The following is a 20,533-nucleotide window of genomic DNA, read 5'->3' on the forward strand; positions in this document are numbered from 1 at the left end:
GATCATGGGAGTGGGACGGGGCGCGGCGGCGGGGAAATGTCGGGGGCGTGCGGTGTAATCGAGGCATGATCGTCGCCGTCCACCCGCACCCCGGCGGCGGCGGGCACCTGCGGGAACTCTCCGACGACGGGCGGCCCGACGGCGCGGCCGTGCCGGTGGCCGACCTCGCCGCCGCGGTCGCCGCGCGGGAGATCGCCCACGGCCCCCGGTGGCTGTGGGCGTCGACGGCGGAGACCTACCCGCGTCTGCTGGCGGCCGGCGTACGGGTGGAGCGCTGCCACGATCTCGAACTGACCGAGGCGCTGCTGCTCGGGTACGAGGGGCGCTGGGGCCAGCCCCGCGCGCTCCCTGCGGCCTGGGCCCGGCTGACCGGCACGCCGGTGCCGGCCGACCCGCCGGCCCGCCCGGTCGCGCCACCGGGCACGGCGCAGGAGGCACTGTTCGACGCCGACCCGGCCGTGCCCGACCTCGGCGCCGACCCGATCGACGCGATGATCGGGGTGTACCGGGCGCAGCGGGACCGCATCGCCGCCACCGCCGAGCCCGGACGGATGCGGTTCCTGGTCGCCGCCGAGTCGGCCGGTGGTCTGGTCGCGGTCGAGATGAGCCGGTACGGGCTGCCCTGGCGGGCCGACCTGCACCACCGTCTGCTCATCGACCTGCTGGGGGAGCCGTCCCCGGTCGGCGGGCCGCCCCGGCGGCTGGTCGAGCTGACGCAGGCCATCGCGGCGGCGTTCGGCCAGCGCATCCACCCCGACTCACCCGCCGAGGTGCTGCGCGCCTTCGCCCGCGCCGGCATCCAGGTGCCCAACACCCGCGCCTGGGTGCTCCAGCGCGTCGAGCACCCCGCCGTACCGCTGCTGCTGGAGTACAAGGAGCTGTACCGGATCTGGGTCGCGCACGGCTGGTCCTGGCTGGAGCAGTGGGTGCGCGACGGCCGGTTCCACGCCGAGTACGTGCCCGGCGGCGTCGTCTCCGGACGGTGGGCCACCCGGGGCGGCGGCGCGCTCCAGATCCCCAAGGTGGTCCGGCGCGCGGTGGTGGCCGACCCCGGCTGGACGTTCGTGGTGGCCGACGCCGGCCAGTTGGAGCCGCGCGTCCTCGCCGCCGTCTCCGCCGACCGGCGGCTGGCCGAGGCGGCCCGCGGTGGCGACCTGTACGCGGCGCTCGCCGCCGACGCCTTCGGCGGCGACCGGGCCAGGGCGAAGGTCGCCCTGCTCGGCGCGATGTACGGGCAGACCGGCGGTCAGGCCGCCCCGGCCCTCGCGGCCCTGCGCCGGTCCTACCCGACGGCGTGGGAGTACGTGGAGGAGGCCGCGCGTGCCGGCCGCGCGGGCGGTCTCGTGCGCTCGTGGCTCGGCCGGACCTGCCCGCCGCCGTCGGTGACCGTGCGCGACGAGGGCCTCGACCTGGAGGTCGTCGACGACGGTGACGGCGGCCGGTCCGACGCGGCGGTGCGGGCCCGAGGGCGGTTCACCCGTAACTTCGTCATCCAGGCCACGGCCGCCGAGTGGGCGCTCGCGCTGCTGGCCAGGCTGCGCACCGCGCTCGCCGGTACCCCGGCCGAACTGGTCTTCTTCCAGCACGACGAGGTCGTCGTGCACTGCCCCGGCGAGCAGGCGGCGGCGGTGGTCGCCGCCGTGGAGGCCGCCGCCGACGATGCCCGCCGGTTGCTGTTCGGCGACACCCCGGTCCGGTTCCCGCTCGGAGTGTCCACGGTGGAGTGCTACGCCGACGCGAAGTAGGTGGAGGCGAAGTACTCCGCTATGGCCTGCGTGTGCGTGGAGAAGGCGAGCCGCCGTGGCTCGGTCAGCACCAGCCACTCGGTGGCCTCCTCGGTCGGCGCCGACGGCGGCAGGTCGTCCGCGCGCCGCGCGGGCAGCAGCCCGAAGATGTTGACCGTCCCCATCGGGGCGCTGTGCACCGCGAACAGCGTCACCTCGGCCGGATCCGCCACCAGGCCGGTCTCCTCCCGGAGCTCCCGGACGGTCGCCTCCTGCCACGACTCGCCGACCTCGATGTACCCGCCGGGCAGGGCCAGCTGGCCACGGGCGGGCTCGATGTCACGGCGTACCACCACCAGGCCGCGGTTGTTCACGCCGTCGACCGGCAGCAGGGCCACCGCCACCGGCAACGGGTTACGCCAGGTCGTCTCGCCGCACTCGGAGCATTCCCGCGGCCAGGGCGTCTCGGGCGTGTACGGGCTGCCGCAGTACGAGCAGTGGGAGTGCTGCATGAGATCCGACCCTAGTTGACCCCGGCCCGTCCGGGCGGGGCGCACCGGTGGCGTAGGGGTACCTAGACGCCTAGGGCACCGCCTAGGTACCTAGGGCCGGCAGAGATAGGTAACCGGTTCCGATGTCGCGTGCCCCTTACTGCTCGATGCTGGTACCAGATCGAGCGGAAGGACAAGGGCCATGAGCGTGAACCACCCGTACACCACGATGATCCTCGCCAGGCAGCGGCAGCGGGAGCTGCTGGACGAGGCCGCCGAGCGGCGGCGGTACCAGCGTGGCCGGCGCCGGAGGCACTGGTGGTGACCAGCGCGGTGACCGGCACGGCGGCGCGTGGCGCGGCGCGGACGTACCCGGCGCCGCGCCGCCGCGCCGGTACTCTTTCGGCGTGCGGGTCGATCGTGGAGGGCTCAGTCCCGTGATGGTGGGGCGCGACGCCGAACTGCGTCGCCTCGTCCGGCTCGCCGCCGGCCCCGGCTCGCAGATCGCCCTCGTCGCCGGCGAGGCCGGGGTCGGCAAGAGCCGGCTCGTGCAGGAACTGCTCGACGGCCTGCCGGCCGACACCCGGGTACTCGTGGCGCAGGCCGACCCCGGTGCCCTCGGCCGCCCGTTCGGGCTGCTGCTCGACGCCGTCGACGGTCTGGCCCCGGCCGGCTCCGCCGACGACCCGGCCCCGGCCGGGAGCGTCGACCCGGACGCGCTCCGGATCCTCGGCGATCCCGGCCACAGCATCGTCGAACGCCTGCGGGCGGCGGCCGGGATCGTCCAGGTGCTCACCGCGCAGCCGGCGGTCGTCGTCTTCGAGGACCTGCACTGGGCCGACCCGGAGAGCACGGCGCTGTTCGAGCGCATCCCCGACCTGACGGGGCGGCGGCTGCTGGTCGGCACCTACCGGCCCGACGAGGTCACCCGCCGCAGCCCGGTCGCCGAGCTGCTCACCCGCCTCGAACGCCGCTACCCGGTCACCCACCTGCGGTTGGAGCGGCTCGGGCTGACCGAGACCTCGGTACTGCTGGAGGCGGTCTCGGGCCGGCCGCCGTCGTACCGGGCCGCGGCGTCGCTGCACAACCGCACCGGCGGCAACCCGTACTTCCTCGAGGAGCTGCTGCGCGCCGGCGGGGACGGCGGCCTGGACCTTGAGCGGCTGTGCGAGCAGCCGCTGCCGTGGAACCTCGCCGAGGCGCTGCGCCGCCAGCTCGACGACGTCGACCCGCGCCAGCAGCGGGTCGTCGAGGCGGCGGCGGTCCTCGGCCACCGGGTCCCGTTCGACGTGCTGGCGGCAGTGACCGAGCTGCCCGAGTACGACCTGATCGTGGTGCTGCGCGACCTGGTCCGGCGCGGCCTCATGATCGAGACCGGCGAGGACGAGTTCGGCTTCCGCCACGCCCTCGCCCGGGAGGCCGTCGCCGACCAGCTCCTCGGGCGCGAGCGCCGCCGCCTGCACGAGCTGGCCCTCGACGCGCTGCTGGCCGCGGGCGACGCCGATCCCGCCCTGGTGGCCCGGCACGCCCGGGGCGCCGGCCGGTACGACGACCTGATCCGGGCCGCCCGCTCCGGCTGCGCGCGCTACCTGGCGATCGGCGCGGCGCACCAGGCGCTGTCGCTGGCCGAGATGGGGCTGGAGGAGGCGCCGGACGACCTGGAGTTACGGGCCGGCGCCGCCCGCGCGGCGTGGCTGGCCAACCTGCTCCACGACGCCTGGCAGCACACCCGTCGCTGGGCCCGGGACGCGGCCGCTCCGGCGGACCGCTCGGCCGCGCTGCGCCTGCTCGCACGGGTCGCCTGGGAGGACGGGCGGCGCGAGGAGGCGAAGGCGCTCACCGAGGAGATCCTCGACATCATCGACCAGCTCCCGCGCGGCGCGGAACGGGCGCACGCGATGGGCACGGTGGCGCAGTCGTACATGCTCACCGACCGGCTGCCGGACGCGATCGCCTGGGCCGACCGCACGATCGCCCTCGCCGACGAGCTGGACCTGCCGGGCGTGCGGCTGGCCGCCGCGGTGGAGAAGGGCTCGGCGCTGCTGAGCATGCCCGACCGGGTGGAGTCCGGCCGTACCCTGCTGCTGGCGGTGGCCGAGGACGCCGAGGCCGCCGGGGAGTGGCTGACCGCCGCACGGGCCCTGCACAACATCATCGGTATCGTGCCGCCATCGTCCCTGGCCGACGGCAACGAGCTGCTGGAACGGATGCGCGCCGACGCCGAGCGGGCCGGCTTCGAGTCGCTCGCCGTGGCCGCGTACTTCGAGGGCCGGGCGCGCTTCGCCATGGACGACGGTGACCTGCACGCCGCGATCACGGCGCTGGAGGAGGGGCACCGGCGCGAGCGCGGCTACCTGCGTACCAGCCGGGGCACCAACTACCACGGCGTCTTCCTGACCGGCCTGGCCCTCGAGGCCGGCGACCTCGACCGGGCCGAGTCGGTCCTCGCCACCCTGACCGGGCCGGAGGGCAAGCCCTCTCTGGCCGTCCTGGGCCTGGTCTTCCACCTCGCCTGCCGGCGGGGCGACGCGGCGGCGGCCGAGGCCGCGCTGGACGACTTCTACGCGGGGGTCGACCGGATCGGCGCCCCGTACGGGGAGCAGGTCCACGACCTGGTCGCCGCCGGCCTGGCGGCCGGGCTGCCCGGCAAGCGGCTGCGCCCGCTCACCGAGCGGGTGTCCTGGTCCGACGCGGCGCACCGGTGGCGTGCGCTGGTCTTCGCCCAGCTCGACGAGGCCGACGGCCGCGCCGCTGAGGCGCTGGTCGGATACGAGGAGGCGGCCGGGTCGCCGGACCTCGGCCCGGCGGTACGGGCCAGTGCGCACGCCGGTGCGGCGCGCTGCCTGATCGACCTCGGCCACGTCGACCGGGCCCGCGAGCACGTCGCCGCGGCGGCCGAGGCGCTGGCGCGGTGGGGCGGCTGGCGGGTCGCCGAGGTCGACGCCCTACGCGGCCGGGTCGGCCTGCCGGCGCCCGCCGCGGTCGGGATCGACGACGCCGTCCTCACCCCGCGCGAACGCGAGGTCGCCGCGCTCATCGCCGAGGGGCTGACCAACGCCGAGCTGGCGCGCCGGCTGTACATCTCCAAGAAGACGGCCGCCGTGCACGTCTCCAACATCCTGGGCAAGCTCGGACTGTCCTCGCGGACCCAGGTCGCGGCGTGGCTACAGCGCCACCGCCCCGGTTGACCTAGAGATCGAACAGGCGGGCCGCGTTGTGCCAGCACACCGCGCGCAGCCAGTCGTCGCCCAGCTCCAGGCGCGCCAGCGCCTCCAGTTGGTGCGCGTACGGGTACGGGATGTTGGGGAAGTCGCTGCCCAGCAGCACCTTGCCGGCCAGCCCGAGGTCGACCAGTCGCTCGTCCAGCGAGCGCGGGTACGGCGCCATGATCTCGAAGAAGTCGGTGAACGCCATCGTGGTGTCCAGCCGGACCCGGTCGTAGCGCTCGGCGAGCTCCAGGAAGCCCTCGTACTCGGGCGCGCCCATGTGGGCCATGATCGCGCAGAGTCGCGGGTGCTTCGCGAGCACGCCGCCGATCGGGTCCGGCCCGGTGAAGCCGTACGCGACCGGCCCGGAGCCGGCGTGGACGACGACCGGCGTACCGGCCTCGGCCAGCAGCCCCCACACCGGGTCGAGCGCCTCGTCACGCGGGTCGTACCCGCCGACCTGCAGGTGCACCTTGAAGATCCGCGCGCCGCGGTCCAGTGCGTCGCGTACGTAGTCGACGACGCCGGGCTCGGGGAAGAACGTCGCACTGGGCAGGCAGCCCGGGGTGGCGGCGGCGAATCCGAGCGTCCAGTCGTTGAGATCGGCGGCCATGTCGGGCCTGTGGGCGTACGCGAGCGCGCTGAACATCCGTACCCCGAGCGCGTCCAGGTGGCCGATGCGCTCGGTGTCGCTCCACTTGTACCGGATCGGCCACTCCCGGCCGATCAGCGGTCCACCCTCGTCGAAGTGGGCCCACACCCGGCGCAGCATCCGCTCCGGCAGGAAGTGGGTGTGTACGTCGGCCAGGCCCGGCAGGCCGAGGGCCCGCCAGAAGGCGGGCACCCCTGAGTCGTCGATCATCACACCTTGATGTTGAACCGTTGCAGCAGCGGTTGGTAGAGCATCCAGCCCGCAGTGGCGACCGACACTACCCAGAACGCCGTGCGCAGCACGTACACCTCGACCTTGCCGCCGACGGTGACCGCCATCGAGTCGGGCAGGCCGAAGCAGCGCCACATCCGCCCGCGGCCGGTCGGGATCGGCCACAGCACCGGGCAGCCGTGGCTGGTGAGCATGTCGCCGAGGATGTGGATCAGGGCGCCGACGCCGAGGGCGACACCCAGGATCGGGTACCCCCGGCCGGCAGGCAGCGTCTCGTACGTGCCGACCGTGCCGGCTGCAGCGACCAGCGTCACGATGACCCAGCCCGCCCGGTGCGCCCACTTCTCGAACAGGCCGCGCAGCGCCATGGCGAACGTGAAGAACAGGATGCCGAGCACGGCCGGCTTGCCGAAGTGCAGGCACAGTGCGAACGCGCCGTACCCGGCGACGGCGGTGAACGGCAGCGTGTGGGTGAACGTCCGGTGCCCGTTGTCCCGGCGCCGGTCGCGGCTACCCCTGGTCGCGGCGTAGATCCCCAGCGACAGCTTCTCGATGCACTCGGCCAGGAACAGCGACACCACACCGAACGTACGCGCCACGGTGGCGCCGCCCTGGTTGGTCGTCACCCGACCCGACATGTCCATGTCGGGCAGCAGCGCGCCGCCGGCGCACATCGCAGTACCGACCGCGAGCTGCACCGGGGTCTGGTGGATGCCGGCGAACTGCTGCAGCGCCAGCGATCCGACCAGCCACCCGGCCGCGCCCGACAGGGCGTGTGAGGGGCCCATCATCGTGTGCTCAGTCCTCCCCGTGGAAACGTTGGCGAAGTATCCCAGGGACGAACTGATCATGACGAGGATGGTCCTATGGGTGTGTCGTACCGGATTCTCCCGGTCGTTACTGATTCCCGCTGACCCCTCCGGCGGGTCCTTCCCCGGGGCCCGGGCCGGGCCACGGACCTCGCCCGGCCCACGGACCCGGGCCGGGCCACGGACCTCGCCCGGCCCACGGACCCGGGCCGGGCCAGTCTCCGCAGTGCCGCCACCAGTGGCGTCGCAGCAGGCCGAACCAGATGATCAACAGGGGAATCAACGGCCAGAAGACGTGCGCCCCGGAGAGCGCCCACAGCCCGACGAGGACGGCCGTGACGGCCGCGGCGACGGTGATCCTGCTTCCTGCCCGGCGCCGTTCCCTCGATTCCTTGTGCTCGGGCCCGGGCGGACTCTCCGGTTCGCTGTCGGGCAGGTCGGCGACGAACGGCGGCAGTTCGTCGCGGTACCTCGCGGCGTACACCGTGGCCAGCCGCTCCTCGCCCTCTTCCAGGGTGAGCCGGCCCTCGCCCATGGCGCCCCGCACGATCCGGGCGTACTCCTCGCGCTCGGCGTCGGATGCGCGCACCCGGCGCGGTTCGCTGGACATCGCTGCCTCCCGTTGGTTGGCGTGTCGGTCGGCTTCCAGGCTGCGCCGGTACCGGGCCCGTCGTCGTCGGCGCGGGGACGGCTTTCGCGGTACGGACGCCGGTGGATCCGGCCGTCGCGCGCTACGCCCACCGGCGTACGGCGACGCCTCTAGCTGCCACGGGGGCGGTACACGACGGTGGGCCGGTAGCCCGATGCCCACGCGTCGGCCGCTGATCTACCGTTCGGGATGTGTACCCGCACCGGCACCACCACGGCCCGTGGGGCCGTCGCGGGTCGGCGCCCGGCCGCCCACCGGTGCCGCGGGTGTTCGTCCTGCCGCTCGTGCTGGCGCTGATCCAGGTGCTCGGCACCGCCGCCGCCCACCGCGAGCGTCTCGACCTGCCACCGGCGGCGTACGCGCTGCTGCTCGCCGGTCCGGCCGCGCTGCTGGTACGGCGCCGGCTGCGCCCGGTCGCCCTGGTCGGCGCGGTCGCCGCGACGGCCGCGTACGCCATCCTGGGGTACCCGGCCGGCCCGGTGTTCCTCGCGGCCCTGGCCGCCGTGCTCGGCGCCCTGCGCGCCGGGCACCGGGCACTCGCGGTGACGGTCGTGACGGTCGCCTACCTCACGTACGCGCTCGCCGGCCGGGTGTGGCCGGCGGCCGCGCACCCGTCACCGGCCCGGCTGGTCATGACCGGTGCCTGGCTGCTCGTCGTGTTCGCGCTGGGCGAGGCCGTGCGGGTACGCGCCGCCCACCTCCGCGAACTCGTCCAGGCCCGGGCCGAACGCGAGCGAGCCCTCGCCGACCAGGAGCAGGCCCGCCAGGAACACCGCCGCCGCCAGGCGAGCGAGGAGCGGCTGCGGATCGCACGGGAACTGCACGACGTCCTCGGCCACCACCTGTCGTTGATCAACGTGCAGGCGGGCGTGGGGCTGCACCTGATGGACGACCGCCCGGAGCAGGCACGGGCCGCCCTGACCGCGATCAAGCAGGCCAGCGCCGAGGCGCTGCGGGAGGTCCGCTCCGTCCTCGGCGCGCTGCGCCCCGACGACGAGTCGCCGCCACGGGCACCGGCCCCGGGGCTGTCCGGCGATGACTCTGAGCCTCTCGCCGGTCTGCGCGCCCTCGTCTCCGACGTCACGGCGGCCGGGCTCCCGGTTCTGCTGGACGTCGGCGGCCGGGCCGGGGCGCTGCCGGCCGAGGTGGACCGGGCGGCCTACCGGATCGTGCAGGAGGCGCTCACCAACGTGCGCCGGCACGCCGGGGCGGGGGCCACCGCGACGGTACGGCTCGCGTACGGTCCCGACGAGGTGGTCGTCGCGGTCGCCGACGACGGTGCTCCGGCCGGATCTTTCGCCCCCGGTTCCGGCGTCGTCGGGATGCGCGAGCGGGTCGAGGCGCTCGGTGGCGAGTTCCGCGCCGCGCCGGGGCCGGACGGCGGCTTCGAGGTGTACGCGCGGTTCCCGCTGGGAGGGCAGCCATGATCCGGGTACTCCTCGCCGACGACCAGGCCCTCGTCAGGGCCGGGTTCCGGGCGCTGCTGGACGCCCAGGACGACATCGACGTGGTGGGCGAGGCCGCCGACGGCGCTCTTGCCGTCCAACTCGCTGTTGACCTGATCCCGGACGTGGTCCTGATGGACATCCGGATGCCGCTGCTGGACGGGCTGGAGGCGACCCGCCGCATCGTGGCCGACCCGCGCTGCGCGGCCACCCGGGTGGTCATCCTGACCACGTTCGACCTCGACGAGTACGTGTTCGAGGCGCTCCGGTCGGGCGCCAGCGGCTTCCTGGTCAAGGACACCGAACCGGTCGACCTGCTGCGCGGGGTACACGCGGTCGCGGCCGGCGACGCCCTCCTCTCGCCCCGCGTGACCCGCCGGCTGATCGCGCAGTTCGCCACGCGCGCCGCCGCGCCACCGCCGCCGCGTGAGCTCGACGCGCTGACCGAGCGGGAGCGCGAGGTGCTCGCACTGGTCGGTGCCGGCCTGTCCAACGACGAGATCGCCACGAAGCTGGTGGTCAGTCCGGCGACGGCGAAGACCCACGTGAGCCGGGCGATGATCAAGCTCGGGGCGCGGGACCGGGCGCAGCTCGTCGTGTACGCGTACGAGGCCGGCCTGGTGCGGCCCGGTTGGCTCGGCTGATCCTCAGGTTTCCCGGCCACGCTGTTTCGCGGCCAGCCCGGGAAAGAACCTCACCTCCGGCGCGCCCGGTTGCCGGTGCGGCGGTCGCATCGGCGGAACCGGGTCGGCCGGCCAGTCCCGCGGGCCGCTCCACAGTGCGGGTACCGCGTCGTGCCGGCGCGCCAGCGCGTACGCCAGGGACTCGTAGTTGACCCGCCAGCCCTTGAAGTCCGACCAGGCGTCGTCGACCTCGCGCTCGGGCCGGAACCCGCAGGCGGTGGCCCAGGTGACGCCCTGGCGGAAGTCTTCGAGGGTGAGCGCGATCGGTGCGTCCGGCCGAGGGTCGGGATCGTAGGGGATCCCTCGCGCGTCCGCAATGTCCCGCAGCGCCAGGAACCCGGCGCGGAGGACCAGGCGCGTCTCCGAGGGTGCGGTACCCGGAGCGAGGGTGAGGTGGATGGCGGCGGCGTCCATCACCGCGAGCATCGCGATGATCCAGCTCCGGTACGGTTTCGGCGAGCGGAACGCCATCAGGATCGGGTAGTTGGCGTGGCTCTCACCGATGTCGGCGGCCAGCCGTTCCCAGCCCAGATACACCCGCCGCAGATTGTCGACGGTGCCGACCAGGCACTGGCGGGCCAGCAGCTCCGGCCCCCACGACGGCTCGCCGGCCAGCGACCGCAGCAGAGTCACCTCGGTCTCCCGACGGTTGTACGTGGCGTACAGCGTCGGCAGGTACGCGATCTGCAGCGCGATCATCAACGGTCCGGAGGCTGCGGCGACAAAGTCGATCGTCGTCAGCTCTGGCCGGTGAGGTACCGCGAAGCCGAGGGTGAACAGGCTCGAACCGGCCTCGCGGAGCGCCACCGACCAGCCGATCCCCGGGGCGGCCGAGTAGATGAGCAGCCCGAACCCGGCGAACAGCGTGAGCAGCCAGACCAGCAGTTGTGAGACCAGGATCAGCGGGGCAAGCCATTCCAGAAGCCGGTCCAGCGGCTCGTACCGGTACCGGGGCCGGGCGACACCGCGCAGCACGGCCCGCCAGAACCGCCACAGCGTCGTGAGCAACCGCGAGGCCATGGCGCGCGGCAGAACCAGGGTGCGAACGACGTTGACCATGGTCCCGACCAGCAGGACCACGCCGAGGAGGCCGGCGAACACCCGCACCCGGCCATCATCTCCGGTACGGTCACGCGGCGGGCGGCTGCCCCCGTCGGCGCAGCAGGAGCCAAGCCACGACGCCGCCCGCCGCGAGGAGGACGACGACCGCCGAGATGCCGATGATCACGGCCGCGGTGATGATCCTCGTTGGCCTGACCTTGTCGGGCCCGGCCGCGTTCGTGGGACCGGTGGTCGCCGGTGCGGGTGCCGGGGCCTGGGTGGTCGGGGTGGCGCTCGGAGCGGCCGGCGGTACGTCGGCGGTCAGCGCGGCGACCGGGTTGACGATGCCGTACCCGTACTGCGGGTCGCGGCCGGGTGCACCCTTGTCGGTGGCGGTCGCGGTGAGCCGGTGCACGACCTCCTTTGCCGAGAGGTTCGGGTACTTGGACCGGACCAGGGCGGCCGTGCCCGCCACGATCGCGGTGGAGGCGCTCGTGCCGTCACCGATCGCGTACCCGGTCTTGTCGGCGGAGACGATGCGCGCGCCGGGAGCGCTCAGCACCATGGCGTTGCCGGTGATGCCGATACTGGTGGCAGCGTTGCCGTTCTGGTCGGTGGCGCCGACGGCGACGACGCCGTCGTAGATGGCCGGAGCCTCAGGAAGAAAGCCCCCCGGAGCACCCGGAGTCCAGTTCTTGTCGTCCGGCTTGTTTCCGATCCCGGCCACGACGACAGCGTCTGTCGCGAGCGCGGCCTGGACCGCCGCTCGGACGCGCAGGTCGTCTGAGCCGCTCTCCGAGATGGAGATCACCTTGGCGCCCGACTTCACCGCGGCGTCGATGCCAGCGGCCATGAATTCAGGATCGATTTTCCCGGTCACGCCGTTGCGGATCGGGTAGATCTTGGCTTTTGGGGCGATGCCGAGCACGCCGTCACCGCCGCCGTGGCCGTGAGCCGCGATCAGACTCGCCATGCCGGTGCCGTGCCCGTCGGCGTCGGTCTGCCCGTTCGGTACCCCGGCGCCGGAGACATCGACGCCAGGCAGCACGTTCCCGGCCAGATCTGGATGGCTGCCGTTCACGCCGCTGTCCACCACGGCGACGGTCACGCCCTCGCCCTGGTTGACTGCCTGCGCCTGTGCCACGTTCAGGTAGGTCAGGTGCCACTGCCGGTCGCGGATGGAGTCCGCGACGGCGGGCGGCGCCGCAAGCATCACTGCCGCGGCGCCGCCGACCATCACCGCAAGAAACCGGCCGGTGCGTGACCTCACCGATCGATCCCGATGACCCCGGGCCCGGGCTCGTGCGAAGACTGCTCCGTGCTCGGCTGGAGGACCGGCGCCACGCCACGCTCCACCGCCCACGGGTCGTCCGGGTCCCACTGCTGCGACTCGTCGTCGCGGTCGCCGCCAGTGCGGCGCTGACCAGCCAGGGGCGGCTGACCCGCCGCGTTGGCACCGACGCCGTGAGGGCTCGCCGGCCCGCCGGCGCCGCCGCCCTGTCCGAGGACGCCGCCGACCGGGTTCGGTCGGGGGCCGCCCGGCCGCCCGCCGCCGGTCGCCGCGTGGGCGCCACCCATACCGGGGGCACCGCCGCCCATACCGGGGGCACCGCCGATCACGCCTCCCGGCGCGAGCGGCCGGGCCGGCGCAGCGGTCGGGCCGTGGCCCTCGACCGGAAGCCCCGGCACGGGACCACCACCGCCGCTCAGCGGGCCGACCTTGGGCAGGCCGGGCCCCTTCGGCGGGTTCTTGCCGCCGCCGAAGCCACCGGGCACGCCGATGACGCCGGGGAGCGGCCCGCCGCCGGGAGGAGGCGTAATCGGGGGAGCGATCGGTGGCGTGGGCGTGATCGTGGGCGGCGGAGAGAACGCGCCGCCGGTCAGGACCGGGGCGCCGCCACTGGTAACGGTGGTCGGGAACGGTGCGTTGGGAGCCGGTGCCGCGGCAAGGCCCCCCTGCGACGCGGACGTGCGAGGCGCCGGGATCACCGGCGGCGTCATCATCACCGCGGCCGGCGTGTCGATGTGTTCCCGATTCTGGATGAAACCGCCCTGTGGCGGCGTGTACGGTGGCGGGACCTTCATCTGCGCGTGCGACTGATTCGCGGTCGTGGACAGCGTCGCCATCGCGGCCTGCGCCCGCTGGGTGAGCTCCTCCTGCCGGCCGGGTGCCACCGGCGGCGGCCCTGGGCTGGGGGTCGGTGTCGGCGTGGGCGTCGGGGTCACGCTCGGGGTGGACGTCTTGGCCGCCGCGTCCAGCTTCGCCTTGTTGGCCGCGTACTCCCGGTAGGCAGCCTTGACCTCGTCACGGGCCTTCACCACCCCGGTGGTGAGGCTGTACAGCGCACTCTCGTTGGCCTTGGCGGCCTGGGACGCCGTCTCCAGCGACGTGATCAGGTCGTCGACGTACTTGACGAACGCGGCCGAGGCCGGGCTCTTCTCCGGCGGCCAGTTGTCGACCAGACCCTGCTTGTAGTACTTGAGCGTGCCCATGTGGTCGTCGAGCAACTCGTGGGTCTTCCGCCAGGCCGTGACCTGCTCATGACTCGTGCTGATCTGGCCGTCATCCACAGCCTGCACCATGGCGTGCAGTTCCTCGATGCTGTACGCGCTCCAGGCCGTGCCGCCGCCACCATCGCTAGGGATCATCGGGTCCCCCTGTCGGTCAGCCCAGGGTCAGATGGATCAGACGCCGTTATCGGAGTCGACGTGGCCACGGTGTTGTGGAGAGTCGCCCCGGGAGTCCCCGGTTGCAGGACCTGGTGTACTTCGGCGACGCTCACCTTGGCCATGTCATCGGCGTTGCCGTAGTTCTTCGCGACCGTCTCGGCGCCCTTCCCCACGGCGAACGTGCCGGAGGCGTACCCCTGGAGCAGGTTGACGACGGACGTCAGGCACTCGTAGTGCTTCTGGCGGGCCGCGTCCATCTCCGCGAAGAACATGCCGTCGCCGACGCAGGCGTGCTTGGCCATCGGCTCGTAGACCTGGGGCAGGTGCGGACCGAAGTTCTTGTCCAGGTCCGCCAGCAACGCCTTCGCGAAGGTCTGCAACCCCTCGACCTGGACGTCGATGGTTTCCTCGTCGCGCAGCCACCCCGGCGGCCGGTCTTCCTCCGGTATGTTCCGCCAATTGAACGTATTACCCATCGCAACTCCCCGCAGTGGCGTCAGAGGTCGATACGGCGCCAGATGTCGATACCCAGATTATCGAACCAGGTCAACCCGAGGCTGCCCCATGGCGGCCGGTACCGGCGCCCGCCGGCAGGCTCCGTGCGATGATCGGCGGATGCGTGCGCGATGGGGGCTCACCGTCCCGCTGACCGGGGTACCGCTGATCTCGCACCGGCCGCTGCTGGACGAGTTGGCCGATGCCGGCTACACCGACCTGTGGTCGTCGGAGGTCGCCGGCACCGACGCCTTCACCCCGCTGGCGCTGGCATCGACCTGGTCGCCGACGCTGCGGCTGGGTACCGCGATCGCACCGGTCTTCACCCGCGGGCCGGGGCTGTTGGCGATGACGGCGGCGACCATGGCCGAGGCCGCGCCCGACCGGTTCGTCCTGGGGATCGGGGCGTCGTCGCCGGTGGTGGTCGAGGACTGGAACGCGCAGCCGTACCGGGACCCGTTCGGGCGTACCCGCGACACGCTGCGGTTCCTCAAGCGAGCGCTAGCTGGTGAGCTGGTCGACGAGGAGTACCCGACGTTCGCGGTACGCCGGTTCAAACTGGAACGGCCGCCGGCGAGCCCGCCGCCGATCCTGCTGGCCGCTCTGCGCGCCGGCATGCTCCGGCTGGCCGCCGCCGAGGCCGACGGCGTCATACTCAACTGGCTGGCCGCCGACGACCTGCCGCGCGTCCGGGCCGAACTGGCCGGCGCGAAGGAAGGATTCGAGACGGTCGCCCGGATCTTCGTCTGCCCCACCGACGACGAGCGGTACGCGCGCGAACTCGGGCGCCGGATGATCGCCGGCTACCTGACCGTGCCGGCGTACGCGGCGTTCCACCGTTGGCTGGGCCGGAGCGACGTGCTCGAACCGATGTGGACGGCGTGGGCGGCGGGGGACCGGCGGGCGGCGACCGCCGCAATCCCGGACGAGGTGGTCGACGCGCTGATCCTGCACGGCAACCCGCAGGCCTGCCGGGCGAAGGTGGAGGAGTACGTGCGCCAGGGCGTACAGACGCCGGTCATCGCGCTGCTGCCCACCCCGGAGCTGGCGACCGGTTCGGGCGGGGTGCTGCGGACCGTACTGCTCGATCTGGCACCGCCGGTTACGGAGGTCTGAACATGCAGCTGGCTGGACGCGTGGCGGTCATCACCGGCGCGGCGGGCGGCATCGGCACGGCCCTGGCGCGGAGGTTCGCGGCCGAGGGTGCGGCCGGAATCGTACTCTCGGATCTCGATCTGGAGGCGGTGACCGCGCTCGCCGGGGGGCTGCCGGTCGACGCGCTAGGGGTGCGCACCGACGTCACCGTGGAGGACGAGGTACGGGCGCTGGTCGACGCCGCGCTGGAGCGGTACGGGCGGATCGACCTGTTCTGCTCCAACGCCGGGATCACGTCCGGTATCGGGCTGGAGGACGGCGGCGACGCCTGGCAGCGGTCGTGGGAGGTCAACGTGCGGGCGCACGTGTACGGTGCCCGCGCGGTGCTGCCCGCCATGCTGGACCGGGGCGAGGGGTACCTGCTGCAGACCTGCTCCGCCGCCGGCCTGCTCACCGCGGTCGGCGACGCGCCGTACACGGTGACCAAGCACGCCGCGGTCGGGTTCGCCGAGTGGCTGTCCATCACGTACGGCGACCGCGGCATCCGGGTCAGCGCCCTGTGCCCGCAGGGCGTCGACACCCCGATGCTGCGCGACGGCCTGGCCGTCGGCCACGTGGGGGCGAAGGTGACGGCCGCCGCCGGTGCCGTCCTGTCACCGGAGGACGTGGCCGAGGCGGTGGTCGCCGGGCTCGCCGACGAGCGGTTCCTGATCCTGCCGCACCAGGAGGTCGCCACCTACCTGGCGCACAAGACGCAGGACCCGGACCGCTGGCTGGGCGGCATGCGCCGGCTGGCGGCCGGCCTCGGCTGAGGCGGTTCAACGGCGCCGGTCCCACCACATCGGACGGGGGTCGGCCGACCAGAGCAGCCGCCGCCACCACGGCCGCCGCGCCCGCAGGTCCTCGACGTACGCGACGGCCTGCGCGGCGGCCCGGTCGGCCTGCGCCGCGTCTGCGGCCTGTGGTGCGAACGCGACCGCGTTGACCAGGACCGCCAGGTCGTCGAGGGGCGGCGCCGCCGGCCGGATCACGGGCGGGCCCTCGGCGTCCGGCGAGGATCCGGGCGGGCCCTCGGCGTCCGGCGAGGATCCGGGCGGCCGGGGCCGGGACAAGCCCTCGGCCGTGCGGGCCGCGTGCTCGGCGACCTCGGTGGCGGCCAGGTGTCCCGGCGGCGGCCGGCCGGCCAGCCGCAGCGCGTCCAGTACCTCCAGCCACGCCCCGAGGATGCGGCCGGGCGGATCGCCCTCGTACAGGCGCCGCCGCCGCTGCGCCCGGCGCAGCAGCACGATCCATGCGGCGCACACCGCCACGACGAGGAAGAGCCCGGTGGTCACCGCCGCGGCGACCACGCCGGCCGGCGTACCGGGGGGCGGTGCGGCCGTGGCGGAGTGGCTGGGCTGCGCCGACGTCGGCGCGGCGGACGGCGTCGGGCCGGTCGACGGCGGGGGAGTGGACGGCTCGGGCTTGGGTTTGAAGTCGTCCTCCACCGGTCGGGGCTGGGTGTTCGGCTGCGGCAGCGGGTTGAACGGCACCCAGCCGACGCCGGTGAACAGCACCTCCGGCCAGGCGATCGCGTCGGCGCCGCGCACCGAGGTACGGCCCGGCTCCGGGCGGAAGCCGACGACGACCCTGGTCGGCAGCCCGACCAGCCGGCCCAGCACGGCGAAGGCGGCGGCGAACTGTTCGGACGTACCCTTCTGGCCGCCGCCGCCCGGCGGGCCGAACAGGAAGAAGTTCAGGTTCGGGTACGCGTGGCCGCTGGGCGCGTCCGACACGAGCCGGTAGTGCTCGGCGAGGAACTGCTCGATGGCCTGGGCACGGGAGAACGCGGCCGCATTGCCCTCGGCCAGCTTCTCGCCGAGCTGCTGCATCTCCCGGGGCGCGGCGTTGCCCGTCTGCAGGAACCGGGCCACCGTCGGGCCGCTGGGCACGTCCGCCGACGGGACGAGGTTGACGTCGATCCTCGGCGCCCGGGACACCACGCTGTACTCGAGCCCCGGCCGCAGCCCCTCGGGCATCGCGATCGTGCCGCTCGCCTGGTCGTACGCGACCCTGGCCCCCTCGATGCGCTCGGGCAGGGCAGCGGCGGGCACCAGGCGGCCGTCCAGCTCGCCGATGGTGATCCGCTGGCTGACCGGCGCCGCACGCTCCTCGTCCGCGGTCGGGCCGACGAGGACCCGCCCGGCGGTGCGGTACGTCGCACCGACCCGCCAGGTCACCCCGTCGTAGTCGGGCAGCACCGCCAGCCGGATGCGGGTGTCCTGTCGCGTGGCCCCGGACAGGTGTACGTCGAAGAGGTGCTGGTCGGGGTTGAGCGCCCAGCCGGACAGCCGGACCAGCGGGCTCTCGTCGAGGATGTCCAGCTGCGGCGGCTTCACGTACTTGCGTGGATCGGTGGGGCGCCGATCCACCCCGCTGGCGACGACCGGCCCGACCGCGGCGACGACCGCGAGGGTACCGACGAGGCCGACGGCGGTGCCGGCGACGACCCGTACCCGCAGCGCCGCCCGCTGCGCGGCGGTCAGGTCGGGGAGCGCCGCACCACGGTCCCGGCCGCTCACGGCGAGGGCGGCCGCGGCGAAGGCAACGAAGCACAGCGGCTGCCACAGCGCCCGGTCGGCGTTGGGGCCGATCGCGTACAGCACCGTCGCGTACAGCAGCCCGGCCGGCAGGCACGCCAGCAGGATCCGCCGGCCGCGCAGCGCCAGCTCGGCTCCGGCGAGCCCGGCCAGCCAGATCGCGAGGACGGGCACGACGACGGTGTCCGGCTGCGGTTCGATCGGGATCATGGCGGTGAGGACCCGCGGGACGCCGTTGAGCAGGGCATCGACGGTCAGCCGGGTCAGCGTGCCGTCGACCCGGCTGGCCGGGGCGGTGAGCCGTACCGCCACCCACGTGTAGCCGGCGAGAGCGAGGACCGACAGTGGGCCGACCGACCACGAGGGCAGTCGCCGGGCGGCGACGCTGACGGCGACCGAGCCGGCGGCGGCACCGAAGAAGAGCTGGGCGGCGAGCGGCGCCGAGTAGATGCGGCCCAGGGCCAGGCCGGCGATGGCCAGCATCCCGACCAGGGCGACCGGGATGAGAGCCGGCGGTACGGCAAGCCGGCGCAGCCAGCGGGTCACCACCCGCGTACCCCGTCCCACTCGGACGCGAACTCCGCGCCGTCCGCAGCGGACAGCACGACCATGCCCTCCACGCCTGCCCTCATCGCCTGCGCGGCGCCGAGCGCGCCGACGACGATCGTCGGGTACGCACCGCGCAGCGAGCCCACCAGCCCGAGGTCGGCGTTGGTCCCCGGACCGGTGAGGTAGATGAGCGTGTCGCCGGCACGCCGGTGGCGCAGCCGGGCCACCGCCCCGTCCAGGTCGTCGCCGTCGCCCGCCGGGTGCAGCCGGGCCTCGGCCAGCAGGTCCAGGTACGACCGGGCGGTGGCCGGGCGCCGGCCGTCGCCGCCGACGACCTCGCCGCTGACCGTCTGCAACGCCAGCGGCAGCTCCTCGCGCTGCGTGGCCATCACGATCGAGGCGGCCGCCTCGCACGCCGCCTCGAAGCTGTCGGCGGTCAGGTCGTTGCCGGTGCCGGTCGTACCGTCCGGATGGGCGGCGAGGCGGTCGTCGAGCAGCAACACCAGCCGGGGCAGGCTGGTGTCGAGGTGCTCGCGGACCATCAGCTCGCCGATGCGGGCGGTGGTCCGCCAGTGCACGTGCCGCAGTTCGTCGCCGACCACGTACTCCCGGAGGGCGTCGAAGGTGATGGTGCCGTGCGGCACCCGGTCGACGCGGCCGTCCAGGCTGCGGACCACGCCGACCGGTACGGCCGACAGCAGGTGCACCCTCGGGTAGACCCAGACCCGCGCCACCTCGCCGTGCGCGCGGCCGACGGTGGCCAGGCCCAGCGGGTCGCGGCGGACGACCCGCAGCGGGCCGATCGTGACGATGCCGCGCCGGCTGGTCGGCACCGGGTACTCGGTGACCGTGTCGTTGCCGGGGCGCAGGCGCAGCACGGGTACGGGTACCACGGTCGGGCCGCAGCGGTCGTCCGCGACGAGGGTGGCGGCCAGCAGCCGGCTGCCGTTGCGGACGGTGAGCGTCATGCCGCAGTCCTCGCCGCGCATCACCCGGTCCGGCTCGGCCCGCCGGGTCACGCCCAGCACCGGACGCCACAGGGCGTACCCGACGGCGAGCAGCACGGCGACGAGCGCGCCGCAGCCGAGCACGGCCAGCTCCGGGTACCCGAACCCGAAGCCGATGGCGAGCAGGACCGGGCCGGTGATGAGCAGGGCCGCGCCGCGCGCGGTGATCCTCACGTGAGCCTGCCGGTCAGACCGTGGTGGGCATCGGGACGGCGACCGCCTCGACCGCCTCCCGCAGGACGTCGAGAGCGGTGACGCCGCGTACCTGCGCGTCGGGGGAGAGTAGTAGCCGGTGCGCGAAGACCGCCTCGACCAGCTCCTTCAGGTCCTCCGGGATGACGTAGGCCCGGCCGGCCGTGAGCGCGTACGCGCGGGCGGCCCGGGTGATGGCGATGGCACCGCGCGGGCTCACCCCGACCCGTACCTGGGGGTGCTCGCGGGTCGCCGCGGCCAGCCGCACCGTGTACGCCAGCAGCGGCTCCGCGACGTGTACGCGCTGGGCCAGCGTGACGAGTTGGCTGACCACGCTGGTGTCGGTGACCGGCTGCAGACTGTCCGGGCTGTGCCCGATGGCGGCGCCCTTGAGCACGTCGATCTCGGCGTCCTCGGTGGGGTAGCCCACCGACAGTCGCATCAGGAACCGGTCGAGCTGGGCCTCCGGCAGCCGGTAGGTGCCGTCCATCTCCACCGGGTTCTGGGTGGCGACGACGAGGAACGGGCGCGGTACGGCGTGCGGCACGCCGTCGACCGTGACCTTGCGCTCCTCCATCACCTCGAGTAGCGACGACTGGGTCTTCGGGGACGCCCGGTTGATCTCGTCGGCGATGACGATGTTGGCGAAGACCGGCCCCGGGTGGAACTCGAAGCCGCGGCTGGCCTGGTTGAAGATGGTCACGCCGGTGACGTCGGACGGCAGCAGGTCCGGTGTGAACTGGATGCGCCGCCACTGGCCCTGCACCGAGGCGGCGATGGCCCGGGCGAGGGTCGTCTTGCCCACGCCCGGGACGTCCTCGAGCAGGACGTGCCCCTCGGCCAGCAGCGCCGTCAGCGCCAGCCGCACCACCTGTGGCTTGCCGAGCACGACCGACTCGATGTTGGCGGCGAGGCTCGCCACCAGGGTGGCGAAACCGTGCACCTCCTCGGGCGTGAGCGAGGCCGTGGTGCGGGGCGGTGCTTGGGTCACGGATGTGCCTTCTGTTCGGGGAGC

18 protein-coding genes are annotated in these 20,533 nt (G+C 74.0%); 7 read left to right on the top strand and 11 right to left on the bottom strand.

Going from position 1 to position 20,533, the window contains the following annotated elements; all coding sequences use genetic code 11:
* Window positions 1-65 precede the first annotated feature (65 nt).
* Window positions 66-1,745, top strand: coding sequence for a bifunctional 3'-5' exonuclease/DNA polymerase (locus Pme01_RS06800; protein ID WP_168114838.1), 1,680 nt, complete (start codon window positions 66-68; stop codon window positions 1,743-1,745).
* Here the strand turns inward: Pme01_RS06800 and Pme01_RS06805 are convergent.
* Window positions 1,727-2,236: an NUDIX domain-containing protein gene (locus tag Pme01_RS06805; RefSeq protein ID WP_168114839.1), complete on the bottom strand. Its 510-nt coding sequence runs from the start codon at window positions 2,234-2,236 to the stop codon at window positions 1,727-1,729. The genes Pme01_RS06800 and Pme01_RS06805 overlap by 19 nt on opposite strands.
* 181 nt (window positions 2,237-2,417) lie before the next feature.
* On the opposite strand from Pme01_RS06805, the gene Pme01_RS31400 reads away from it, so the two are divergent.
* Both Pme01_RS31400 and Pme01_RS06810 read left to right on the top strand, forming a co-directional pair.
* Window positions 2,418-2,540 carry a hypothetical protein gene (locus Pme01_RS31400; protein WP_275408503.1) on the top strand — a complete coding sequence of 41 codons (123 nt, stop codon included), beginning with the start codon at window positions 2,418-2,420 and terminating at the stop codon, window positions 2,538-2,540.
* A gap of 82 nt (window positions 2,541-2,622) precedes the next feature.
* Window positions 2,623-5,403 (top strand): helix-turn-helix transcriptional regulator, encoded by a 2,781-nt coding sequence (locus Pme01_RS06810; RefSeq protein WP_239088058.1) that lies wholly within the window; start codon window positions 2,623-2,625, stop codon window positions 5,401-5,403.
* Between the two features lies 1 nt (window position 5,404).
* Here the strand turns inward: Pme01_RS06810 and Pme01_RS06815 are convergent, their stop codons facing one another.
* From Pme01_RS06815 to Pme01_RS06825, 3 genes are all read right to left on the bottom strand, one after another.
* Window positions 5,405-6,283 carry an amidohydrolase family protein gene (locus Pme01_RS06815; RefSeq protein WP_168114840.1) on the bottom strand — a complete coding sequence of 293 codons (879 nt, stop codon included), beginning with the start codon at window positions 6,281-6,283 and terminating at the stop codon, window positions 5,405-5,407.
* Complete coding sequence (locus Pme01_RS06820) at window positions 6,283-7,095, bottom strand: metal-dependent hydrolase (RefSeq protein WP_168114881.1); 813 nt, start codon at window positions 7,093-7,095, stop codon at window positions 6,283-6,285. Before Pme01_RS06820 ends, Pme01_RS06815 begins: the two co-directional genes overlap by 1 nt.
* A 106-nt stretch (window positions 7,096-7,201) precedes the next feature.
* Window positions 7,202-7,723: a DUF1707 SHOCT-like domain-containing protein gene (locus Pme01_RS06825; RefSeq protein ID WP_239088059.1), complete on the bottom strand. Its 522-nt coding sequence runs from the start codon at window positions 7,721-7,723 to the stop codon at window positions 7,202-7,204.
* Window positions 7,724-7,953: 230 nt separating this feature from the next.
* Between Pme01_RS06825 and Pme01_RS30775 the strand changes: the two genes are divergently transcribed.
* A complete protein-coding gene (locus tag Pme01_RS30775) occupies window positions 7,954-9,189 on the top strand; it encodes a sensor histidine kinase (protein WP_168114841.1) in 1,236 nt (411 codons plus the stop codon).
* Window positions 9,186-9,851, top strand: a complete 666-nt coding sequence (locus Pme01_RS06835; RefSeq protein WP_168114842.1) for a response regulator — start codon at window positions 9,186-9,188, stop codon at window positions 9,849-9,851. Before Pme01_RS30775 ends, Pme01_RS06835 begins: the two co-directional genes overlap by 4 nt.
* A 3-nt stretch (window positions 9,852-9,854) precedes the next feature.
* On the opposite strand, the gene Pme01_RS06840 is transcribed toward Pme01_RS06835, so the two are convergent.
* Genes Pme01_RS06840 through Pme01_RS06855 form a run of 4 tightly spaced genes read right to left on the bottom strand, consistent with a single transcriptional unit; the run spans window position 9,855 to window position 14,077 of the window.
* Window positions 9,855-10,997: a hypothetical protein gene (locus Pme01_RS06840; protein WP_168114843.1), complete on the bottom strand. Its 1,143-nt coding sequence runs from the start codon at window positions 10,995-10,997 to the stop codon at window positions 9,855-9,857.
* 22 nt (window positions 10,998-11,019) lie between these two features.
* Window positions 11,020-12,201: a S8 family serine peptidase gene (locus Pme01_RS06845; RefSeq protein ID WP_168114844.1), complete on the bottom strand. Its 1,182-nt coding sequence runs from the start codon at window positions 12,199-12,201 to the stop codon at window positions 11,020-11,022.
* The gene (locus tag Pme01_RS31405) at window positions 12,198-13,580 is read right to left on the bottom strand and encodes a hypothetical protein (RefSeq protein ID WP_168114845.1); all 1,383 of its coding nucleotides are present in this window, start codon (window positions 13,578-13,580) and stop codon (window positions 12,198-12,200) included. Before Pme01_RS31405 ends, Pme01_RS06845 begins: the two co-directional genes overlap by 4 nt.
* Complete coding sequence (locus tag Pme01_RS06855) at window positions 13,577-14,077, bottom strand: hypothetical protein (RefSeq protein WP_168114846.1); 501 nt, start codon at window positions 14,075-14,077, stop codon at window positions 13,577-13,579. Before Pme01_RS06855 ends, Pme01_RS31405 begins: the two co-directional genes overlap by 4 nt.
* 139 nt (window positions 14,078-14,216) lie before the next feature.
* On the opposite strand from Pme01_RS06855, the gene Pme01_RS06860 reads away from it, so the two are divergent.
* Both Pme01_RS06860 and Pme01_RS06865 read left to right on the top strand, forming a co-directional pair.
* The gene (locus tag Pme01_RS06860; protein ID WP_168114847.1) at window positions 14,217-15,212 is read left to right on the top strand and encodes an LLM class F420-dependent oxidoreductase; all 996 of its coding nucleotides are present in this window, start codon (window positions 14,217-14,219) and stop codon (window positions 15,210-15,212) included.
* Window positions 15,213-15,214: 2 nt separating this feature from the next.
* Window positions 15,215-16,003, top strand: a complete 789-nt coding sequence (locus tag Pme01_RS06865) for an SDR family oxidoreductase (protein ID WP_168114848.1) — start codon at window positions 15,215-15,217, stop codon at window positions 16,001-16,003.
* A 6-nt stretch (window positions 16,004-16,009) separates the two neighbouring features.
* Here the strand turns inward: Pme01_RS06865 and Pme01_RS06870 are convergent, their stop codons facing one another.
* Genes Pme01_RS06870 through Pme01_RS06880 form a run of 3 tightly spaced genes read right to left on the bottom strand, consistent with a single transcriptional unit; the run spans window position 16,010 to window position 20,509 of the window.
* A complete protein-coding gene (locus tag Pme01_RS06870; RefSeq protein ID WP_239088060.1) occupies window positions 16,010-18,337 on the bottom strand; it encodes a transglutaminase TgpA family protein in 2,328 nt (775 codons plus the stop codon).
* Window positions 18,313-19,500: a DUF58 domain-containing protein gene (locus tag Pme01_RS06875; RefSeq protein WP_168114849.1), complete on the bottom strand. Its 1,188-nt coding sequence runs from the start codon at window positions 19,498-19,500 to the stop codon at window positions 18,313-18,315. Before Pme01_RS06875 ends, Pme01_RS06870 begins: the two co-directional genes overlap by 25 nt.
* 13 nt (window positions 19,501-19,513) lie before the next feature.
* The gene (locus Pme01_RS06880; protein ID WP_168114850.1) at window positions 19,514-20,509 is read right to left on the bottom strand and encodes an AAA family ATPase; all 996 of its coding nucleotides are present in this window, start codon (window positions 20,507-20,509) and stop codon (window positions 19,514-19,516) included.
* Window positions 20,510-20,533 lie beyond the last annotated feature (24 nt).

The organism is Planosporangium mesophilum, from assembly GCF_016863255.1.
Lineage (GTDB): Bacteria > Actinomycetota > Actinomycetes > Mycobacteriales > Micromonosporaceae > Planosporangium > Planosporangium mesophilum.